The sequence below is a fragment of the Vibrio sp. L5-1 genome (genome assembly GCF_021728315.1).
Taxonomy (GTDB): domain Bacteria; phylum Pseudomonadota; class Gammaproteobacteria; order Enterobacterales; family Vibrionaceae; genus Vibrio; species Vibrio splendidus_K.
Map to the genome: position 1 here is coordinate 663,216 of NZ_JAKKCQ010000001.1, position 18,122 is coordinate 681,337.

The 18,122-nt window shown below is 43.7% G+C and carries 16 protein-coding genes; 4 read left to right on the forward strand and 12 right to left on the reverse strand.

The features are described from left to right. Positions 1-77 precede the first annotated feature (77 nt). From L3V35_RS02755 to bluB, 3 genes are all read right to left on the reverse strand, one after another. Complete coding sequence (locus tag L3V35_RS02755; RefSeq protein WP_054545726.1) at positions 78-1,538, reverse strand: hypothetical protein; 1,461 nt, start codon at positions 1,536-1,538, stop codon at positions 78-80. Between the two features lie 176 nt (positions 1,539-1,714). Then, positions 1,715-3,370, reverse strand: a complete 1,656-nt coding sequence (locus tag L3V35_RS02760) for an ABC transporter substrate-binding protein (protein ID WP_237298285.1) — start codon at positions 3,368-3,370, stop codon at positions 1,715-1,717. A gap of 137 nt (positions 3,371-3,507) precedes the next feature. Next, entirely contained in the window at positions 3,508-4,164 is a 657-nt protein-coding gene (gene bluB, locus L3V35_RS02765; protein WP_237298287.1) for a 5,6-dimethylbenzimidazole synthase, read from the reverse strand. A 167-nt stretch (positions 4,165-4,331) separates the two neighbouring features. Between bluB and L3V35_RS02770 the strand changes: the two genes are divergently transcribed. The 3 genes from L3V35_RS02770 (at position 4,332) to L3V35_RS02780 (ending at position 6,736) form a co-directional block, all read left to right on the forward strand. Then, positions 4,332-5,528 carry a DEAD/DEAH box helicase gene (locus L3V35_RS02770; RefSeq protein ID WP_017109066.1) on the forward strand — a complete coding sequence of 399 codons (1,197 nt, stop codon included), beginning with the start codon at positions 4,332-4,334 and terminating at the stop codon, positions 5,526-5,528. Between the two features lie 113 nt (positions 5,529-5,641). Then, a complete protein-coding gene (locus L3V35_RS02775; RefSeq protein ID WP_237298290.1) occupies positions 5,642-6,046 on the forward strand; it encodes a PPC domain-containing DNA-binding protein in 405 nt (134 codons plus the stop codon). A 66-nt stretch (positions 6,047-6,112) separates the two neighbouring features. Continuing rightward, on the forward strand, positions 6,113-6,736 hold the full coding sequence (locus tag L3V35_RS02780; RefSeq protein ID WP_237298291.1) for a 3'-5' exonuclease: 624 nt from the start codon (positions 6,113-6,115) through the stop codon (positions 6,734-6,736). Between the two features lie 69 nt (positions 6,737-6,805). On the opposite strand, the gene L3V35_RS02785 is transcribed toward L3V35_RS02780, so the two are convergent. After that, positions 6,806-7,642 carry a DUF6279 family lipoprotein gene (locus tag L3V35_RS02785; protein WP_237298293.1) on the reverse strand — a complete coding sequence of 279 codons (837 nt, stop codon included), beginning with the start codon at positions 7,640-7,642 and terminating at the stop codon, positions 6,806-6,808. Positions 7,643-7,946: 304 nt separating this feature from the next. On the opposite strand from L3V35_RS02785, the gene L3V35_RS02790 reads away from it, so the two are divergent. Then, a complete protein-coding gene (locus L3V35_RS02790) occupies positions 7,947-8,120 on the forward strand; it encodes a hypothetical protein (RefSeq protein WP_017077429.1) in 174 nt (57 codons plus the stop codon). 84 nt (positions 8,121-8,204) lie between these two features. Here the strand turns inward: L3V35_RS02790 and dbpA are convergent, their stop codons facing one another. The 8 genes from dbpA to L3V35_RS02830 all read right to left on the reverse strand — a co-directional run bounded on the left by dbpA (position 8,205) and on the right by L3V35_RS02830 (position 18,089). After that, positions 8,205-9,584, reverse strand: coding sequence for an ATP-dependent RNA helicase DbpA (gene dbpA, locus L3V35_RS02795; protein WP_017074818.1), 1,380 nt, complete (start codon positions 9,582-9,584; stop codon positions 8,205-8,207). A gap of 176 nt (positions 9,585-9,760) precedes the next feature. After that, positions 9,761-10,669 carry an aldo/keto reductase family oxidoreductase gene (locus L3V35_RS02800; RefSeq protein ID WP_237298295.1) on the reverse strand — a complete coding sequence of 303 codons (909 nt, stop codon included), beginning with the start codon at positions 10,667-10,669 and terminating at the stop codon, positions 9,761-9,763. Between the two features lie 217 nt (positions 10,670-10,886). Then, complete coding sequence (locus L3V35_RS02805; RefSeq protein WP_237298297.1) at positions 10,887-11,471, reverse strand: hypothetical protein; 585 nt, start codon at positions 11,469-11,471, stop codon at positions 10,887-10,889. 210 nt (positions 11,472-11,681) lie between these two features. Then, positions 11,682-12,626, reverse strand: coding sequence for a substrate-binding domain-containing protein (locus L3V35_RS02810; RefSeq protein ID WP_237298299.1), 945 nt, complete (start codon positions 12,624-12,626; stop codon positions 11,682-11,684). Then, positions 12,626-13,264 (reverse strand): OmpA family protein, encoded by a 639-nt coding sequence (locus L3V35_RS02815; protein WP_102551464.1) that lies wholly within the window; start codon positions 13,262-13,264, stop codon positions 12,626-12,628. The genes L3V35_RS02810 and L3V35_RS02815 overlap by 1 nt, the downstream gene beginning before the upstream one ends. Next, positions 13,264-14,577 carry a TolC family outer membrane protein gene (locus L3V35_RS02820; protein WP_017074813.1) on the reverse strand — a complete coding sequence of 438 codons (1,314 nt, stop codon included), beginning with the start codon at positions 14,575-14,577 and terminating at the stop codon, positions 13,264-13,266. Before L3V35_RS02820 ends, L3V35_RS02815 begins: the two co-directional genes overlap by 1 nt. 34 nt (positions 14,578-14,611) lie before the next feature. Next, positions 14,612-15,937, reverse strand: a complete 1,326-nt coding sequence (locus tag L3V35_RS02825) for an HlyD family type I secretion periplasmic adaptor subunit (RefSeq protein WP_017074812.1) — start codon at positions 15,935-15,937, stop codon at positions 14,612-14,614. Continuing rightward, positions 15,930-18,089, reverse strand: coding sequence for a type I secretion system permease/ATPase (locus L3V35_RS02830; protein ID WP_237298300.1), 2,160 nt, complete (start codon positions 18,087-18,089; stop codon positions 15,930-15,932). The genes L3V35_RS02825 and L3V35_RS02830 overlap by 8 nt, the downstream gene beginning before the upstream one ends. Positions 18,090-18,122: the final 33 nt, after the last annotated feature.

Consider the following 18,122-nt stretch of genomic DNA (forward strand, 5'->3'; position numbering starts at 1 on the left):
AATCCAGTGTCTTGTAGACACTGGATTTTTTATTGCATTAAGGTATCTAGAGTTATTAAATCACGATTTCGTCAGCGTTACTTACAAGTGTCTTTTGACCAGTTCACACCATCATCTGAACACTCAAATCGACTTGTCCCATTCTGGTAATAATAACCTTTAGTCCAGTTACCTTGAGAATATCTAGACGTTATCGTTTGAGTATAATCAAACGGCGTATTTTCAATGTACGCATACTTATGTCTGTTCCAGCTGTCAGAGCCATATGAACTGTTGTCATTAAAATCTACCGATAGGTAATTGAGCGCATCAAAGTCGCTACGCGACACACTATCCAATGAATCACCTAGATTAACCCACTCTGGATGTGATGCGTTATTTTCAAAATTAAATTTCGCTTGTACTTGGGTAAACTGATCTTTGTAGTCACCGACAACATCTGCCGACAAGGTTTGCATGAATCCAGCACCGATATTTTGACGTGAACAACTTTCCCAATCAGGTTGTTTAGACCAACCACGGTTCAACACACCAAAGGTCGCGAGTGAGTTAGGCAAAACCTGCTGCTTGATCGTCTCTTGCACCGAACATGAATATTCAGTTCCATCACTATCCAATGAGAACCAAGCTTCTTTGTCATACTCTAAGCCATTTTTCTTTTGGCCATTACGCTCAATATGTTTATTTAAAGCCAGCTCAGTCTGCAGATCAGCGGACACTTCATGTTCAATGACAATCAGCTTGTCTGCGGTCATCACCGTTTTAACTTTATACCACTTATTAATTTCGTTCTTCTTGGAGTAATCCCAATGCTCCCAGTAATAATCAACATAAGCTTGCTGAGCTTTTGGATTCTCTTTTTGAATCTCTTTGGTCTCTTGATACGACTTTTTGATAGCCGGCATCATTTTTTGCGCTAAGTCATAGAGCTCAGTATTTTGATCTTTAACGAAATCTCCATACAAGTCTTCAACTGCGATGTTGTATCGATTGGCAATGCGGAAGTCATGATCTTTCACATTTTGGATAATGCTATTTTGGGTGTTTACGGCTTGCTTCAAAGCTGAACAACTGTTTAAGCCACCTTTGTGCAAATCAGCTTGAATCTCGTTCCATAACACTGTGGTTAATGGTGTCGTTGACTTGATTTCTAAATCAGAACTCACCGTCATGACTGGCGGAAAGACTAACTGATAAGGTTCAGTAATCGGCGAGTTTGGGCTATCCGCATCAATTGCGCCGACCGGTACGTTCACTACGATTGGAGCGTAGTCCATGCAGTCAGAATTAGAACCCGTTAAAGATAACTGATAGCTGCCTTCATCGTCTGTGATGCTGCTTGGCTCACCTTCATCTAACACACCGTTATAATTGATGTCCAAAAACGCGGTCGCCCCTGAAATATAACCATCGATAGCCACACCTTGTAAGGTTTTTGTTTGAGGAGCGGAAGCACTGGTACTGCTACCACCGCCTCCTCCGCCACAAGCCGTAAGGCCACCAGCGATAAGTGCGATAGAAATAAGCTTAAGTTTCATTCGATGAGATCCTAATGAAATACATTAATAAGTAGGGTTGTCATTGGAGGGATGACCGAGAATGACTGTGATAGTCATGGTCAGTCATAATAGCGATTGGTATTCAAAAGAAACATGAAAGGGTGCTAGGCAATTTATGCATGTTTTGTTCTAACGAAAGGTCTTAAATGGACTAATTACATATCGCTTGAAGATATCCAGAGTTTATAGAAATCACTGTAGCCAGTTTGATTGATCTCTACGCCTTGAACCTCAACACTATTAAAAACCTTCTCTTTGCCGTGAAATAACGGACAAAGTAACTTCTGTTGATAAAGCGAATCTTCAATTTCTAGCAAGTCGCTCATTGGCTTCTCGCCACTCACAGCGGCTCTAACTCTCTCGCAATGCGCCCTCATCTCCAAATTGTTGAAAATGAATCTGAGGCCAGATGAAGCAAGTAGCCAATCGTAAAGGCCATAATCGGCTGGCTGTTCGATAACTTCTTCAATGAATAACAGGTCTGCCGACTCACTCATGGAGCTAGGGTCACTGATATTGGGAAGCTCAACAACTTCAATAATGACACCTGTCTTTACAATCGTTTGTTGCAGCCAGTCAGCCATCTCTTGAAGTAAAGGAATCGTCATTCTAGGTCGTGTTAACACAACAGTGCCCGTCAAAATAGGAATGGGATTGCTGCATGTTAATTTACTAGGCGAGAAAGAGAGATCATCCGTCACCATATCAGCATCAAACTCTTTACTGCTGGACTTGATAAACGATACCAGCCTGTCGAGTTCTTCAGGGGTTATGCCTGCGTTTTCTCTACGATTAACTGCAAGATACGAAAGTGCATTGATTGTGGTTTCTTCTGCTACGCCAGATTGATTAAAACTCAGGGTGTGATCATTCAAACCTTCTATGTCGGTGAGCGTTATCTGTTCTAACAAGGCATTTTGAGCAAAGTAACCACGGTGACGTTTTAGAATAAGGCGCTCTTCGCTCCAATCATCTAAAGAGAAAGGCCCCGTTCCAATATACGCACTGCGTCCACTAGCAAAATAGCTACGCTTGCAACGGTAGATAGACGCGTGTGCACTACACAGCGCATAGATAAACATTGGGTTTGCGCGCGCTAGCTCGATAGTTAGTTTTTTCTCACCCACCACATGAACATCATTCACCTGCTCAAATAAAGACTGTACCGGGCCATCTATGTTTTTTAACCGTAACAAACATTGAACGACATCTTTTGCACTCAAGGTTTCACCGTCATGGAAAACAACATTAGGCCTTAACCAAAAATGCAGAAAGCGACCTTCTATCTTCCAATGGTGGGCAAGACTGGCTTGAGGCTCGCCATTAAGATCTTGAACTAACAAAGTATTATAGATACTTCTCAGAATTTGATGTTCAGCGATTCTATAGGTTTTGGCGGGCTCAAGATTATCAACCCAGGGGTATTGAGTAATCAACAAATGATCATGCTGTTGATTGAAAAGGTTATGTTTTTCAGTGGCTAGCGTCAGTGCCTTTATTGCGGTATCACCATAGCTTTCTAAAAGGCGAGGAATTACTTTAAAGCGACCTTGCTCTAACTGAAGCGCTAAAACTTGCTCTAATGCTTCAGGGAAGCTAAGCAAAATTTTAAATTGACTAAGCCTCCCTCGTCCTTTGGACGGAATCCAACAAATCCAGTGGTACTCAGATAAGCATTTCAGAACTATCGAGGTGTTTCTGCGCGAAGTCGAAAGCGAATGCTCTAGATCATCGATCGTGAGATGGTACTCTTCGCCTAATTCGTACTTTGCAGTAAGCTGTTGAAGTCTACGTAAGTTAGCGTCGTTCATTGGATTCCAGGCTAGAGCGGTGAATCAAGTGTCATTAATATCAGTATGGATTTTTAAATTCAACCTTATACTGAAATATCTATAACGAGTTTTGACACTTAATATCAATACATTACATAGATACAAGAGCCTTTATGTCACTCCGATTTACTAGAGTTCCACTTCCCTTCATGAATCGCAGAATTGACGTCTCTTCTTGGTAACCAGCCCATGGTTTCAAGTTCGGGTTTATCTTTGAAGTGTTCAACGTAGCCGATACATAAGTACGCAACGATATCGATGTCTTCCGGGATATCTAATGCGTCTCGCAGTGTTGAATCGTGAAGAATACTCACCCACCCTAATCCGAGGTTTTCAGCTCTTGCTGCCAGCCATAAGTTTTGAACCGCACACACGGTGCTGTAAAGATCCATTTCTTGTTTGATGGTTCTGCCTAGCACGACCTTTCCGGTTCGATTACGATCGCAAGTCACGCAGATTCCGATAGGTGATTCGACGATACCTTCAAGCTTTAGACGCTTATACATTGCCTGCTTTTCATCGGTAAACATTTCCGCGGATTCGGCATGAGCTTGATTGAAACCCGCTTTGATTTGTTGCTTGGTTTCGATATCACGGACAACGACAAAATCCCAAGGCTGCATAAATCCAACACTAGGAGCATGGTGCGCTGCGGTTAACACACGCATCAAAACGTCTTCTGGGATCTCATTAGGAAGAAACTGACCACGAACATCTCGGCGAGAAAAAATCGTTTTATATACTGCATCGCGTTCATTCGGCGTAATTTCCATACATCCCTGTCTTATCGTCGTCTTATTGAGCCAGTATTATCCAACTAAAGTGTCTATGTTACTAGCGGTACACAAGCAACATGGTAGAATGCCGCCATTAATCTTATCCTTGTATAAGATTGTTGAACCTTTCCATCGCTATTTAGCCAAATCATACCGAGAAACTTATGCCATTTTCCAAGCTTGGATTAAGCTCACCTATTGTTAAAGCCGTTGCAAAACAAGGCTATGAAAAGCCAACCTCTATTCAAGAAAAAGCAATTCCGATTGTGCTTTCTGGTAAGAACCTAATTGCTGCTGCACAAACAGGTACAGGTAAAACTGCGAGCTTTGTTCTCCCTATCTTAGAAATGCTAAGTAAAGGTGAAACACAACGTAAAAAACGTATTCGTGCTGTTATTCTGACACCAACTCGCGAGCTTGCGATTCAGGTTGAGCAGAACATTACTAAGTACGCGAAGTTCCTAAACCTAACATCATTAGCGATGTACGGTGGCGTCTCTTACCAACACCAGAAAGACCGCTTGATCGAAGGTGTTGATATTCTTGTGGCAACACCTGGCCGTTTGATCGATATGTACGGACAACGTGCCGTTCACTTTGATGAAGTTGAAGTTCTGGTTCTTGACGAAGCCGACCGCATGCTAGACATGGGTTTCATCGAAGACATCAACAAGATCATCGCGCGTTTGCCACAAAACATTCAAAACCTGTTGTTCTCAGCAACGCTATCAACGCCAGTTCGTGCGCTAGCGAAAAGCGCAATCAGTGAAGCGGAAGAGATTTCTATCGCCAAAACTGACGCTTCTAAAGCGAACATCGAACAATGGCTAGTTACTGTAGATAAAGACCGTAAATCTGCGCTATTAAGCCACATGATCACTGATGGTGAGTGGGACCAAGCGCTTATCTTTATCGAGACTAAACACGGTGCCGCTAAGTTGGTTGCTCAACTTGAAAAGCGTGGTATCGAAGCTGAAGCTTTCCACAGTGGACGTAGCCAAGCGATTCGTGAAAAGATTCTGGCAGACTTCAAAAAAGGTCGTCTAAAATATCTCGTTGCGACAGGTGTTGCTGCTCGTGGTATCGATATTGATAATCTAAGCCGCGTAGTGAACTACGACATCCCATTCCCAGCGGACGACTATGTTCACCGTATTGGCCGTACAGGCCGTGCTGATGCATCTGGTGAAGCGATCTCTTTCCTATCGAAAGATAACTTCAAGAACCTGTGCATCATTGAAAAACGTCTTGGCCACTTGATTGAACGTCGTGTTGTTGAAGGTTTCGAACCACGCAAAGAAGTACCAATTTCAGTATTGAACTTCGTGCCTAAGAAGAAAAGAGAACAGCAACAAGACTAAGTAATTTCAGCGACAGAAAATGCAAAAGTCGCGTTAGCCAAAATGAAAATAAAACGAAGCCCTATGTGGCTTCGTTTTGTTCTTTGAAATACAAATAAAACTGAGGCAATAAGATGATCACTCCTATCGCAACGAGATTAACCCGTGGGCAAGACCTAAAGCTTGAACTCCAAAAGCTTGTGACAGCGCACAATATCTCAGCGGGCTCTGTCGCGTCTTGTGTCGGATGTGTTTCTCAACTCAATATTCGTCTGGCTAATGCAAACAACACCAAGCTAATCACAGCTCCGTTCGAAATTGTGTCTGTAATGGCAACGCTAACCCCAAACCACCAGCATGTCCATATATCCGTTGCTGATGAAAATGGCAATGTGATTGGTGGGCACTTGCTCGAAGGGACGATTATCGCAACCACGGCTGAATTGATTGTTCATCGCTACGAGACTTTGACCTTCAACAGAGAGCATGACGAGTCTACGGGTTACACTGAGCTCACTATCAGCGAAAGCACGCAATAGATCGCCCCGTAGCAACACTAAGCGCCCCATATAAAGCGATACAACCAAATAGCATTAGGAAACACGATGGCTCCAAACTCCGCAGACTCCGTTATTGTTCTCGATTTCGAAACCACAGGCTTATCACCAAACATGGGTGACCGAGCGATCGAAATCGGTGCGGTTAAATTAGTTAACGGCGAAGTCGTCGACACCTTCCAGCAACTCATGAACCCAGGATTTCGTGTTAGCGGGTTCATTGAAAGCTATACCGGGATCAGTAACCGTATGTTAAGCACGGCGGCCAGTTGCAGCGAAGTGATGAATGAGTTTGCAGACTTTATCCAAGGCAGCCAACTTGTTGCTCACAATGCGTCGTTTGATAAACGCTTTCTAGATGCGGAATTAGACTTTATTGGCCGAGACTACACAGGCAAGTTCGCTTGCTCAATGTTGATTGCTCGCCGCCTGATTCAAGACGCACCCACTCATAAACTGGGTGACCTTGTACGTTTCAAAAATATCGACAACGATGGTACTTTTCACAGAGCGTTAGCCGATTCAGAAATGACAGCACGCTTATGGTTATTGATGATTGATGAACTTCAAAATGACCACGGCATTCAACAGCCAAGCTTTCAATTGATGCAGAAAATATCTAAGACCGCTAAAGGATCTATTCCAAAGCTGCTAATGAGTAACAGAGGCTAACTCTCTGCGTTCGGCTTTGGGTTTGTCAGAAGGCTAGTAGCAAACAGTCACTAGCCTTAAATTGCTACCCTACTCCTGCAGTGACACTAACGTCGTCTTGAGGCTTTCTAGTTCACTCATAAAATAAGCCCATTGTTTATCACTGCTCACTGCGGCGATATCCACCAAGAACTTCGCTGATGTTTGCATATTCTTATCAAGCTTAGACTCCAGTTCTTGCGGATAATAATCTTCATTGTTCAAAAGTAGTTTCATAATAATTGGCTGTGCAATATGTAAATCGGTCTTCTTTTGCATAAGTGTCGTTAGGTCTTGATACGTATTATTTTGATATTGTCGCCAGCTATCGTTAGTATTTACCCACTCTTGAGACCACGTCAAAATAATCGTTTTTTGCTCTTCCGATACCGACCCGAACCATCGCTCTAACCTATCTTCAATTCGACTTCGATAGCGTTCTCTCGAATCTTCATCATTCAATGATAATCTTTCTTCGTAATACTCTTGCTGCTTTTCCCTAAAGTTCTTTAAGAATTCGTTATCTTGCTCTGGGGTAAGCTGCATACTTAACGCGTAAATATCTGGAGCGAACTTGTTAACGATCGAGCGAATATGATTTTTAGTTTGTTCACTTTGATCAATTATAAAAGCAGAATTCATATCAGAACGGTCTAAGTTTTGAATCGCTTGCAGTTGCGACATATACAGCGGAAGTTGGATTTCTTTGTGCCATTGCTGTAATAAGTCGAGGCGCTCTTCGAGCTCTGATTCTTGACTGTTGGATAGAGAAACAAAGTCTTCAATATAGCTAACCGCAAACCAGCTTATATTGTTGTAGGCAAATTTAGTCCCGCAACCAGCGAATACAAAACAGACTAATAAGACTAACCATCGACACTTTCTCATTTAACCCTCTCACGATATTCAGCAAATCCACAAATCCATTAACTCACCCTTTTAAGGTTAGCTCTAGTTCTTATAACGCTATATTCTAGCTCTTATAAAAGTAGCCTTAATAAGCAGTGGCTGTAAAAACTTTGAGATAAATTGAGACTCAGACTTGCTAATCTAGCTATTTCGGCAAATGATTAAACTAAAAATAATTAATGGCAGTGATGTAACTTGATTTTTATTGCTCACTTGATGTAAACGAATCCTATAAACGAATGGTTTATTTATTTTCAAATGATTAATATTTGGGAGGTAAGCTATGGCCGCTACTCCTCATTATACAAGCGAGTTAGAGTACGAGCTTTGTTATTTTGACGATGGAAGACTAACCACAATTACGATATCCGCTAATAATCGACAGGAAGCGATGACTTGGTATCTTAGCGAAGGAAGACATATTAACGATTTCTATTCGATCAGACCTGATGAATAAACGTTTGATACGTTACTGATTGTGGAACACCCTTTACTGCATTATTACTAGCATGACTTAGCAGTAAAGGGAGACAATCTCGAATTACTTCAGAATTCGGGCGCGGAATTGACGACCCTTCATTTTACCTGATTCGATTTTACCTAATGCTTTCTTAGCCATTGATCTTTCTACAGCAACGTAAGCACGCATCGCGAACAAGTTGATCTTACCTACTGACTTACCATCAATACCGCCTTGGCCTGTCAACGCACCAAGGATATCGCCTGCGCGAAGTTTCGCTTTCTTACCACCATCAATCTGGATGGTTACCATGTTTGAGTAGTACGGCTTAGCAATTGGTTTAGCTGGCAACTGAGACGGTTCGATTGGCATATCCATGTACTCATCAATTTGAGCAACACGGTGCATCTCTTTTTCGCTAAAGAAGCTAATTGCGACACCTTTGCTTCCTGCACGACCAGTACGACCGATGCGGTGCACGTGTACTTCAGGATCGCGAGACAACTCAAAGTTGAACACAGCATCTAGGTTATCAACATCAAGACCTCGAGCAGCAACATCTGTTGCAACCAAGATAGAGATGGTTTTGTTTGAGAACTGAACCAAAGCTTGGTCACGTTCACGCTGTTCCATGTCGCCATGAAGCTCGATAACACTGAAACCACGGTGGCTTAGCTCATCATTTACGTTCTGTACTTCTTTCTTAGTATTACAGAACACAACCGCTGACTCTGGTTGATGATGAAGAAGCATTAGCTCTAGTGCGTCATCACGAGCTTCAGTACCTTCAACCTTATAAAAGTGTTGTTGGATGCTTGAGTGATCGTGCGTTGATTCAACCTTCACCATTTCAGGGTTATTCATGATGCGGTCTGCAACAGATTTAATCTGTTTAGGGAAAGTTGCACTGAACAATAACGTTTGACGATCTTTTGGTGCTGCTTCAATAACAGCATCTAGTGCATCTTGGAAACCCATTTCCAGCATGCGATCGGCTTCATCTAACACAAGTGTGTTCAACTCAGACAGGTCAATACGCTCTCTCTCTAGGTGGTCCAGGATACGACCAGGAGTGCCCACAAGAATGTGTGCGCCATGCTCTAATGAACCAATTTGAGGGCCCATTGGCATACCGCCACATAGTGTCAGCACTTTAATATTGTGAATGCCACGAGCAAGAGTACGGATCTCTTTTGCTACTTGGTCTGCAAGCTCACGAGTCGGACATAACACTAAAGATTGAACACGAAAACGCTTAACGCGTAGGTTTTGCAGCACGCCTAAACCAAAGGCAGCTGTTTTACCTGAACCCGTTTTACCCTGACCGATAACATCCTTGCCATCCAGAATAATAGGAAGACTTAACGCTTGAATAGGCGTCATTTCAGTATAACCAAGAGAATCTAACGTATTTAGAAGCTCTGGCTTAAGGGCGATTGAAGAGAATTTTGAAGTGCTCAATGGAAATATCCAACTGGTGAAAAACAGAGTGCATTATGAGTGTTTTTGAAAATTATTCCACCTTAATCACAGTTTTGGAGCAACATGTTAGGCGAATACAAAAAAACCAGCTGGGGTGCTGGTGTTTTACGTTGAAACATCTAAGTCTGTGGATAAATGCCAGACCCCAAAGGTCTCTATGGCACACCATGGCCTTTAGATGCAACCCATACGCGGTACCACTGCTCACGAGTCAGTTCGATTTTCAGTGCATCAACGGCAGTCTTCACACGTTCAATCTTTCCTGAGCCAATAATCGCGATCGGGTTAGACGGTAAACGGCGAACCCAAGCGTAAATCACTTGGTCAATGCTGTCCGCACTCACTTCTTGGCGAATCGCTTCTAGCTCATCACGAACGCGAATTGCTTGTGCTGAATCGCCACTGAAGATGCTACCACCACCGAGACAAGACCACGCCATTGGACGAATACGGTTCATCTGCAGTTGATCCAGCGTACCATCGTGGGCTACTTCGAAGTTCAATGGATTGATTTCAACTTGGTTAGTCACCAGTGGCTTACCTAGTCGAGATTGCAGTAAGTCGAACTGACGTGGTGAAAAGTTAGAGACACCGAAGTGCTTAACTTTGCCGACCTTATGCAGTTCAGCGAACGCTTCTGCTACTTCATCTGCATCCATCAGTACATCTGGGCGGTGAATCAGTAATACATCCAGTTCGGTTACACCCAAGCGCTCTAGAGAGTTATTTACCGATTGGTAAATATGGTGCGCGCTGGTGTCATAGTGATTGATCTTGCGATCAGGAGTGTGGTCACCACACAAGTTGATGTCGCACTTGGTGACGATTTGGATATCATCACGAAGGCTTGGCTCAAGCGCCAATGCTTCACCAAACAACTTTTCACATTGGTAGTTACCGTAAATATCCGCGTGATCAACAGTTGTGATACCAAGATCAATGTGCTGCTTCAGGAAAGTCAGGCGTTGTTGCGGGGTCATGCCCCACTCTGCTGTACGCCAGTATCCTTGCACTAACTCAGAAAGTTCTGGGCCTTGTGGCGCTGTCGTTACTCTTGCAACCATGGGTTGTCTCCTTTATCAATACTGAACGTATCGTAAGCTCGTTTTACCGAGGGCTCAACGTATAACAAATGGCAAAGGTAAACGCTTACTAAAAATGTGAGAGCCACAGAAAAACGAACACTTAAATCAGTAATAGCTTGCTGTCTGCCCGTCAGCCGTTTTCCCAAAAGGCTTGTTTACCCTAATGAATTACGAAACTATCTATAAATTTGAGCAATTAAAGACGATTCAGTTCAACCGTTAAGTTGTCACCATCACTATGTAATTGAATCCAAGGAGCTGAAGAAGATGAGGAAGAACTAGGCACATTCCATAAACTCATTTGCTCAGAGGAATGATGTGGAGTATTGATGAATTTGACGAGTTGTTTATCTACCATGTCGTAACCAACTCCCTCACGCTTCGCTTGTTCGAGTTGAGCGACCACATCAAACTCATCTTCCCCAATACGAATAGAACTGAGAGCAAAGCCATCTTGGCGAAGGTAGGCTTGAAGCTTTGTGTAACTTAGGTTCGAATATGACAGGTTTAAGCGAACCACCTCGACACTTGAGCCACCCAACTCCAGTTCAACATAAACATCCAAATCGTAATATTGGGTTAAGTCACTGCACAACAGAGTGCCTTCAACTTCGCCACAATCCATAAGATCGATATCGTTAATATAGTTTTGAGAACTCGGTTGAGTTGGGCTGCTATTGAATACCGTACGCAACCACCAGCTTTCACTCGCTTGCGCAGAGGATGAAAGGGTATTCAGAGCCAATAACAAAGGTAGGATTAAGACTGGAAGAGTTCTCATTTATTGTGCTTATTTCGCGCGGTATGAAGCGTTCATTATACGTGACCAATCAACAAACACCCGCTCAAGCCACAAACTTTAGGCGAAAAAAACGGGCATATATGCCCGTTAGATAAATTCTATCGCCGAATAACGTAATCCGTCACCTTGAGAACCATTACGGAACTAACAATACCATTCCGACGATTCACATACAGCATATCATACCAATCATTTATAACCGCCTTCGATCGCAGGCTCTTCAAGTGATAGCCTTACTTTATTTCGTTGGATTGCTTCTGGCGGCAAACTGATGAAACCATATTGGTTCAACACACCTTGATGTTCTTCCGACAAAGTCAGGCCAACAAAGAACTTCTCCTGTTCCGTAAAGTCTTTGCGATGCGCGGGAATATTCAGGTACATATAGTAAACCGTGGCTAATGGGTAACGACCTGAGAGAATCGTTTCTTTGTTTAGGTCGTAGTTCACACCCAGATTATCAACCACGCTTAACCATTTCACATCAGAGATTTGATCCGAGTAAACGGTGTAACCAATAGCGGCATCTTCGCCCTCAATCTTATTAATCAGATCCGGCAAATCCGCTAAGAATTGAGTATTCGCATATTCCCCGTCAGTTCCACACTCGACCCAATTTGAAAAGGTGGTATGGCCTTGCAGGTTGTGGTCGATAGCGAAAGGCAACATGTGTGTGTCTAGGCTTTCTCCATCACGAACGTCGCTGCTTGGCGTCCATTTCGGATGCTTAGGGTCGCTAGAGCACCCAAACACATCGATAAGTTCAGCAACGCTGATGGATGTGGCTGGGTTATTCTCATTCGCCAAAATCGCAATTACATCGGCAGTAAACATCAGCTCGGTCGGTCTGTAGCCGTAGCGCATGTCGAACCTAGCCATCTCTTTATCAGTCCACTTTTTGGAAGTAATACCAACACGTGAGCGTTGCATGATCATCTGCTCGGGGACGCTATCACTCAGTAAAACCTCTAGATCGATCTCTTGGCTCTTAAGCAAGTCTTCAACGAGCCCTTGCATATTAGGTTCAATCGCGACCAAACCAATATCACTTACTTCATTCGCTAAGGTTGATACAGAAAAAAACGCAGGTACAGCCGCAAGCAGTAAGCCCGATTTATTAGATAGACGTTTCATTACAGGCCTCCTACTGGGTCAATCGATGTCTTAGATTCAACATCGCTATTGCTGTCGAGCTGCATCTCTGAGGTGAAAATATTCCAAGATGGGTTTACTTCCATGCTCTCTGTTTTTAACACCGCAATGGTTCTACGCTTACGCTTATGAAGGTGCTGAGTTAAGCTGGTTATCTGAGTAAATTCTTGTTCGAAGATTCGCTGACCATCAATACCTCTATTAATCAGTGCATCACGAATCACACCGGTTCTTTTCTTTGCCAACGCTTTGTTATAAACATTAGTACCTTCTGAACTCGTATCACCAACTAAGGTCACTGAGGCATCAGGTTGCTCCCCAAGTAAACGCACCAACTCGTTTAACACGGCGGTGTGTTCTGGTTTAAGAACGTATTTGTCGAAATCAAATGCCACGCTTAATACTTCAACGTCTTCAACAATTTTCCAGTTTGCACATCCTTTAATGTCAACGGTCACACCTTCTGGTGTATCGGCACACAGATCTCGCTGATTGATAACACCATCACGATCATTATCTGCCAAATCATCAATCTGATGACGAGTCATCGTCGTATCGGGCGTTTCTGCACATCCCATCAGCAAGATAGAACTAAGTAGCGCTAATTTAAAATGTCTCATTACTTATTCTCCCCTTGCCACTCTTCTGGATGCTCAATTCTCAACGCGTAGGTCAACATGCCCATCGCGTTCAAAACTCGGTATGCCGCCAATGTTTGATCATATTCAGTGCTAATAAAGTTTCTTCGAGCCAAGAAGACTTCTACTTTCGCATCAAGTACGTCTAATAGGCTTCGTCTTCCTACATTGAATTGTTGGATATAACCAAGCTCTGCAATTTTTGCTGCATCTACGTTTTGTTGAAGTAGCGATTTTTGCTGCTCAAGCATTTTGTAGGCGTTCCAAGCAAGCTGAGTGCCCTCTTTAACCTCACGCTCTGTTCTCAACCTAATTGCCCTTGCCTCTTCAACTCGCCACGCAGACGATTCAACTCGAGAGTCGGTAGAGAAGCCATTAAACAAATCGTAATCCATGGTCAGCATGATTCGCGCGTCTTCATCAACACCGCCTGGCGGATTAGACACGTTGTCATTCTTGTTAGCATGAAGCTCAAGTTTTACTTCAGGATAATAGTCACCTTTTTCTCGGCGCATCTCTTTACGAGCTGCGTCAATATCCAATAGTGATGCTTGAATTTCAGGATGATTTTCAACCGCTTGCTCAAGTGCGACCTGCGCAGAACTCGGTAACAACGCGTAATCAAAACGAGGATAAACGAGGTTAACAGCTGGCTTACCCACTAAGCGCAAGTACTTAGTTTGTAAATCAAACAGGTTATTCTGAGCCGCGATTGACGAAGATTGCGCCGTGGCAACACGAGCCGAGATCTGAGCCAGATCGGAGTTACTACTCAACCCTTTGCTCTTTTTGTCTTGAATGTCTTGATAGATCTCTTGGTGCTCTTTTACGTTACGTTTAGACAGTTCAAGTAACGTCTCAGCCTTAAGAATATCGAGGTAGTTTCTCACCACATCTAACGAGACATTTTCAGCGCGTGAAATCAGGGTTAATCGTTCAGCTTCAGCTTCGAACGTTAATCTGTCGACATTCGACGTCGTTTTAAAACCGTCGAATAGTAATTGAGATACCTTAACGCCAATTTCTGTTCGCGTTAGCCCACGATCATCGGTATCAAGCTTGCTGCCACTGTTGTAGCGAGTCTCTTCATAACCTGCCGCCGCGTACAAATTGACTTGTGGCATATACAAACCACCCGCAGCGTCCCCGTCTCTAACCACCGATTGGTATCGGGAGTACTGCGCCAATATTTCTGGACTGTAGTCGATGGCAAAGGCCACGGACTCTTCTAATGAGGCTGCTTGAGACAGCCCGCTCACTAATAAGCAAGAAGAGAGTAAGAATTTTGAATGCATTACACTTCCTTTTATATTTATGCTTTAACACACTTCATCGCTCGCGAAGTGAGTTTTCCTTAGCTCGTAAAATTGGCTTCAACCAATAACTCAATACTGTTTTTTCACCCGTTAATATATCCACCGCAACCTGCATCCCCGGGATAATACTGAACGCAGAGTTGTGTTGTTGATCTTCATCTAATTGAATGTGGGCTCGGTAATAAGCATTACCGTCTTCTGTTTGTAACGCATCGGCACTGACATAAGTCACTTTACCTTTGAGACCGCCATAGATAACAAAGTCATACGCAGAGAATTTGACGGTTGCGCCTAATCCGTTATGAACAAACGCGATGTCTTGAGGTGAAATTCTAGCTTCAACAATCAAATCACTGTTTGAAGGAATGATCTCGATAATAGGCTCACCCGGACGAACAACACCACCGATGGTTCGAACAAAGATCTCTTTCACCGTGCCATCAACAGGCGCTAAAATTTGAGTCCGTTTTAGTTGGTCGGCAATCGCCTGTTGGCTTTCGTTCAACTGAGCTATTTTGCTGGCAACTTCGTTTAACTGACCTTGAACTTTGGCGCGAAAATCTAAAGCTATGCTTCTGTGATCGGCTACCGATTCTGAATAGGCTGCTCTTTGTTTCTGGGCGGCTACTTTTGAACTGGCAATATCACCTTTTAGCTTTACTACATCGCGGTTTAACTTAAGCAGTTCAACTTCTGCAACCGCACCACTGGCAACCACGTCTTTCAGCATGTTGCGCTCTCTAATAACAATATCTAAGCTACTTTCTAGAGTCTGAATGTTATTGAGTGTATCGAATCGCGCTTGATCTTGTTGCTCAATGCGAAGTGCCGCCTCTTCCAGTTCAGATTTCAATTGTCCCAGACGTTCTCGATAGTTGGCTTTCGCATTCATCAAAGCAGGGTGACTTGATGCGTCGATGACAATATCTTGCGGGACTAGCATCACTCGTTCATACCACTCTTTCGCATCGTTATTTAAAACCACGGTCGACAGTTCAGCCTTCAATCTCAACTGTTGAGCAAGCAAAGTATCGGCCTGTTGAGCCGACTCTAAAAAGGCCGCTTTAAAACGCGTGTCTTCTAACTTAGCCAGTGGTTGTCCTTTCGCCACAGATTGACCTTGTCGCACCATGATCTCTTGGACTAATCCGCCTTCTAAACTTTGAATAGTTTGCACAGAAAGACTAGGGACAACTTTGCCTTCACCAATGACGACTTCTTCTAAAGTTGCCCATGTAGCCCAACCGATAATCGAGATAATGAGTAGTGCACTTAGCCAAATCAGCTTCCGAGAACGGAATGCCAAGTGATTGTTGGTCCATTGAATATCATTACTCATGACGACCTCCCTTAACCACTGAAACCGTTTTGAAGCGACTGGTTCCTTTGGGTGCACTTTTCTTCTGTAGAGAGAGAATATCTTTTGGCTCACCCTCAGCCACGACCTGACCTTTATCCAATACAACCACGCGGTCGCACATCATCAAGAAGGAAGATTTGTGCGAGCTGATCAGCATTGAGGTTTCTCTCGGCATACTTTGCAGTGCGTTGAAAAACTGTATCTCTGCTTGATTATCCAAAGCGCTGGTTGGCTCATCCATAATCAATAGTTTAGGACAGCGATACAATGCTCTCGCTATTGCCACAGCTTGTCGTTGACCTCCTGAAAGTAACCGTCCACCTTCACCAACTGGCGTTTCTAAGCCATTGCTTAAACGTCCCATATAACCGTTGAGACCCGACTGTTGCAGCGCTTGTCTTAGCTTTTCTTCATCAACATTGGTTGCGCCCAAGGTGACGTTGTCGTAAACACTGCCAAAGATCAAATTAGTGGTTTGCCCAACCCAACCCATGCCACTGCGCAAGACGCTGGTTGGCCATAACTGCCCATCAATCTCTTGATAGAAAGCTTGTCCTGTTGTTGGCAAATACTGTCGAGCAACAATCGATAAAAGCGTGGTTTTACCTGCACCAGCAGCGCCAACAAGGCCAACTCGCTCACCCGGTTTTATCTCCAAAGAGATTTCCTTTAGCGCGGGGCTTTGAGTCTCTGGATAAGTAAACGTGACTTCATCCAGCCTTACTCCACCATCGAAATCACCCTTATCAATCACTTGGTGCTTAGACTCTTCTTGAGGTAAGTCCATGATCTGATTGAGCCCTTCAACAGCCGAGCGAGTTTGTTGGAATCTCAGTAGTAGAAGGGAAAGTTGATTCACCGAGCTCGCGGCACGTCCACTCAACATCACCACAGCTATCAAGCCACCCATGCTCAGCAAGCCTTCAGAGATCTGATACACGCCGAAGATAATCAGAGTGATGGTAACGATCTGCTGACTCGACTGAATAGAATGCGTCACGATATTAGAATAGTGACGAGATTGAGTCTGCCATTGAGAGAGCGATGAAATAGTCTGTTCCCAACGCTTCTGCGTAATACCCTCAGCATTGTTTTGCTTGATATCCGGAAGGGTTGTTAAGCAATCAAACAGCTGTGCTTGTCTTTGTGTCGACAAACGTGCGGTTTCATCGAATGTTTTTTCTACTTTACCTTTCATCGCAATGCTCAGCACAATCAATACCAGCATTATTGCGACAGGAATGAACATCATCGCACCACCGAGCCAACCGATAAGGAACAAGAACAGTAAGGTAAATGGTAGATCGACTAACGTGACTAAAGAGATGGAGGTGAAGAAGTCTTTCACGCTATCGAAATCTTGAAGCTGTCTGGCAAATGCACCTACCGATTGAGGTCGATTTTCCAACTTCATACCAAGGACTTTAGAGAACAGTTGGGAAGACAACTTGTTATCAATATGGCGCCCAGCCATGTCAGTCACAGAGCTTCGTGAGCTTCTCAATACCCAATCAAAAATAACGACAATACCAACGCCTGCCGCCAGAACCCAAAGCGTATTAAACGCTTGGTTTGGCACCACGCGGTCGTACACATTCATGGTAAAAAGAGGCACGACTAGCGCGAGCAAGTTGATCAAGAATGAAGCGATAAACAGGTCTCGATACCAAGGTTTTACTTCTTTGACGACACGCCATAACCAACGGGTGTTGGATTTATTCTCGCTACGTTCATGGGATTGAACACGCGCATCATCAAGCGCTTGAGCCCCCACTTGCCACACATACGATTCCACTTGAGCAACCAAGTCTTTTAACGATGTTTCTTGGCTTGAGTTGGTTTCGCAATCCAATACTTGAAAGTGGTCACCGGCGTCTTGAGTGACGACAACAGGATTTCCTGTCGCGGAATTAACAGCAACAACGGGGAACTGACATTGAGTCAGTAATTCTTTTTTTACATGGCTCAGCGTTAACCCCGATTTCTCAATGGCTCTTGGGAAAAGGGATTCATTGAGCCTTCCTTCATTTAAAGGTAGGCCAGACACTATTTTGGAAGGATGGCTACGAACATTAAAATGCTTACATAACCATTCAACACAACCTAGCCAGCTGTCTTTTTGTTCTACCAATCTAAACTTCCTTTTATAGACTGTACCTCTAAC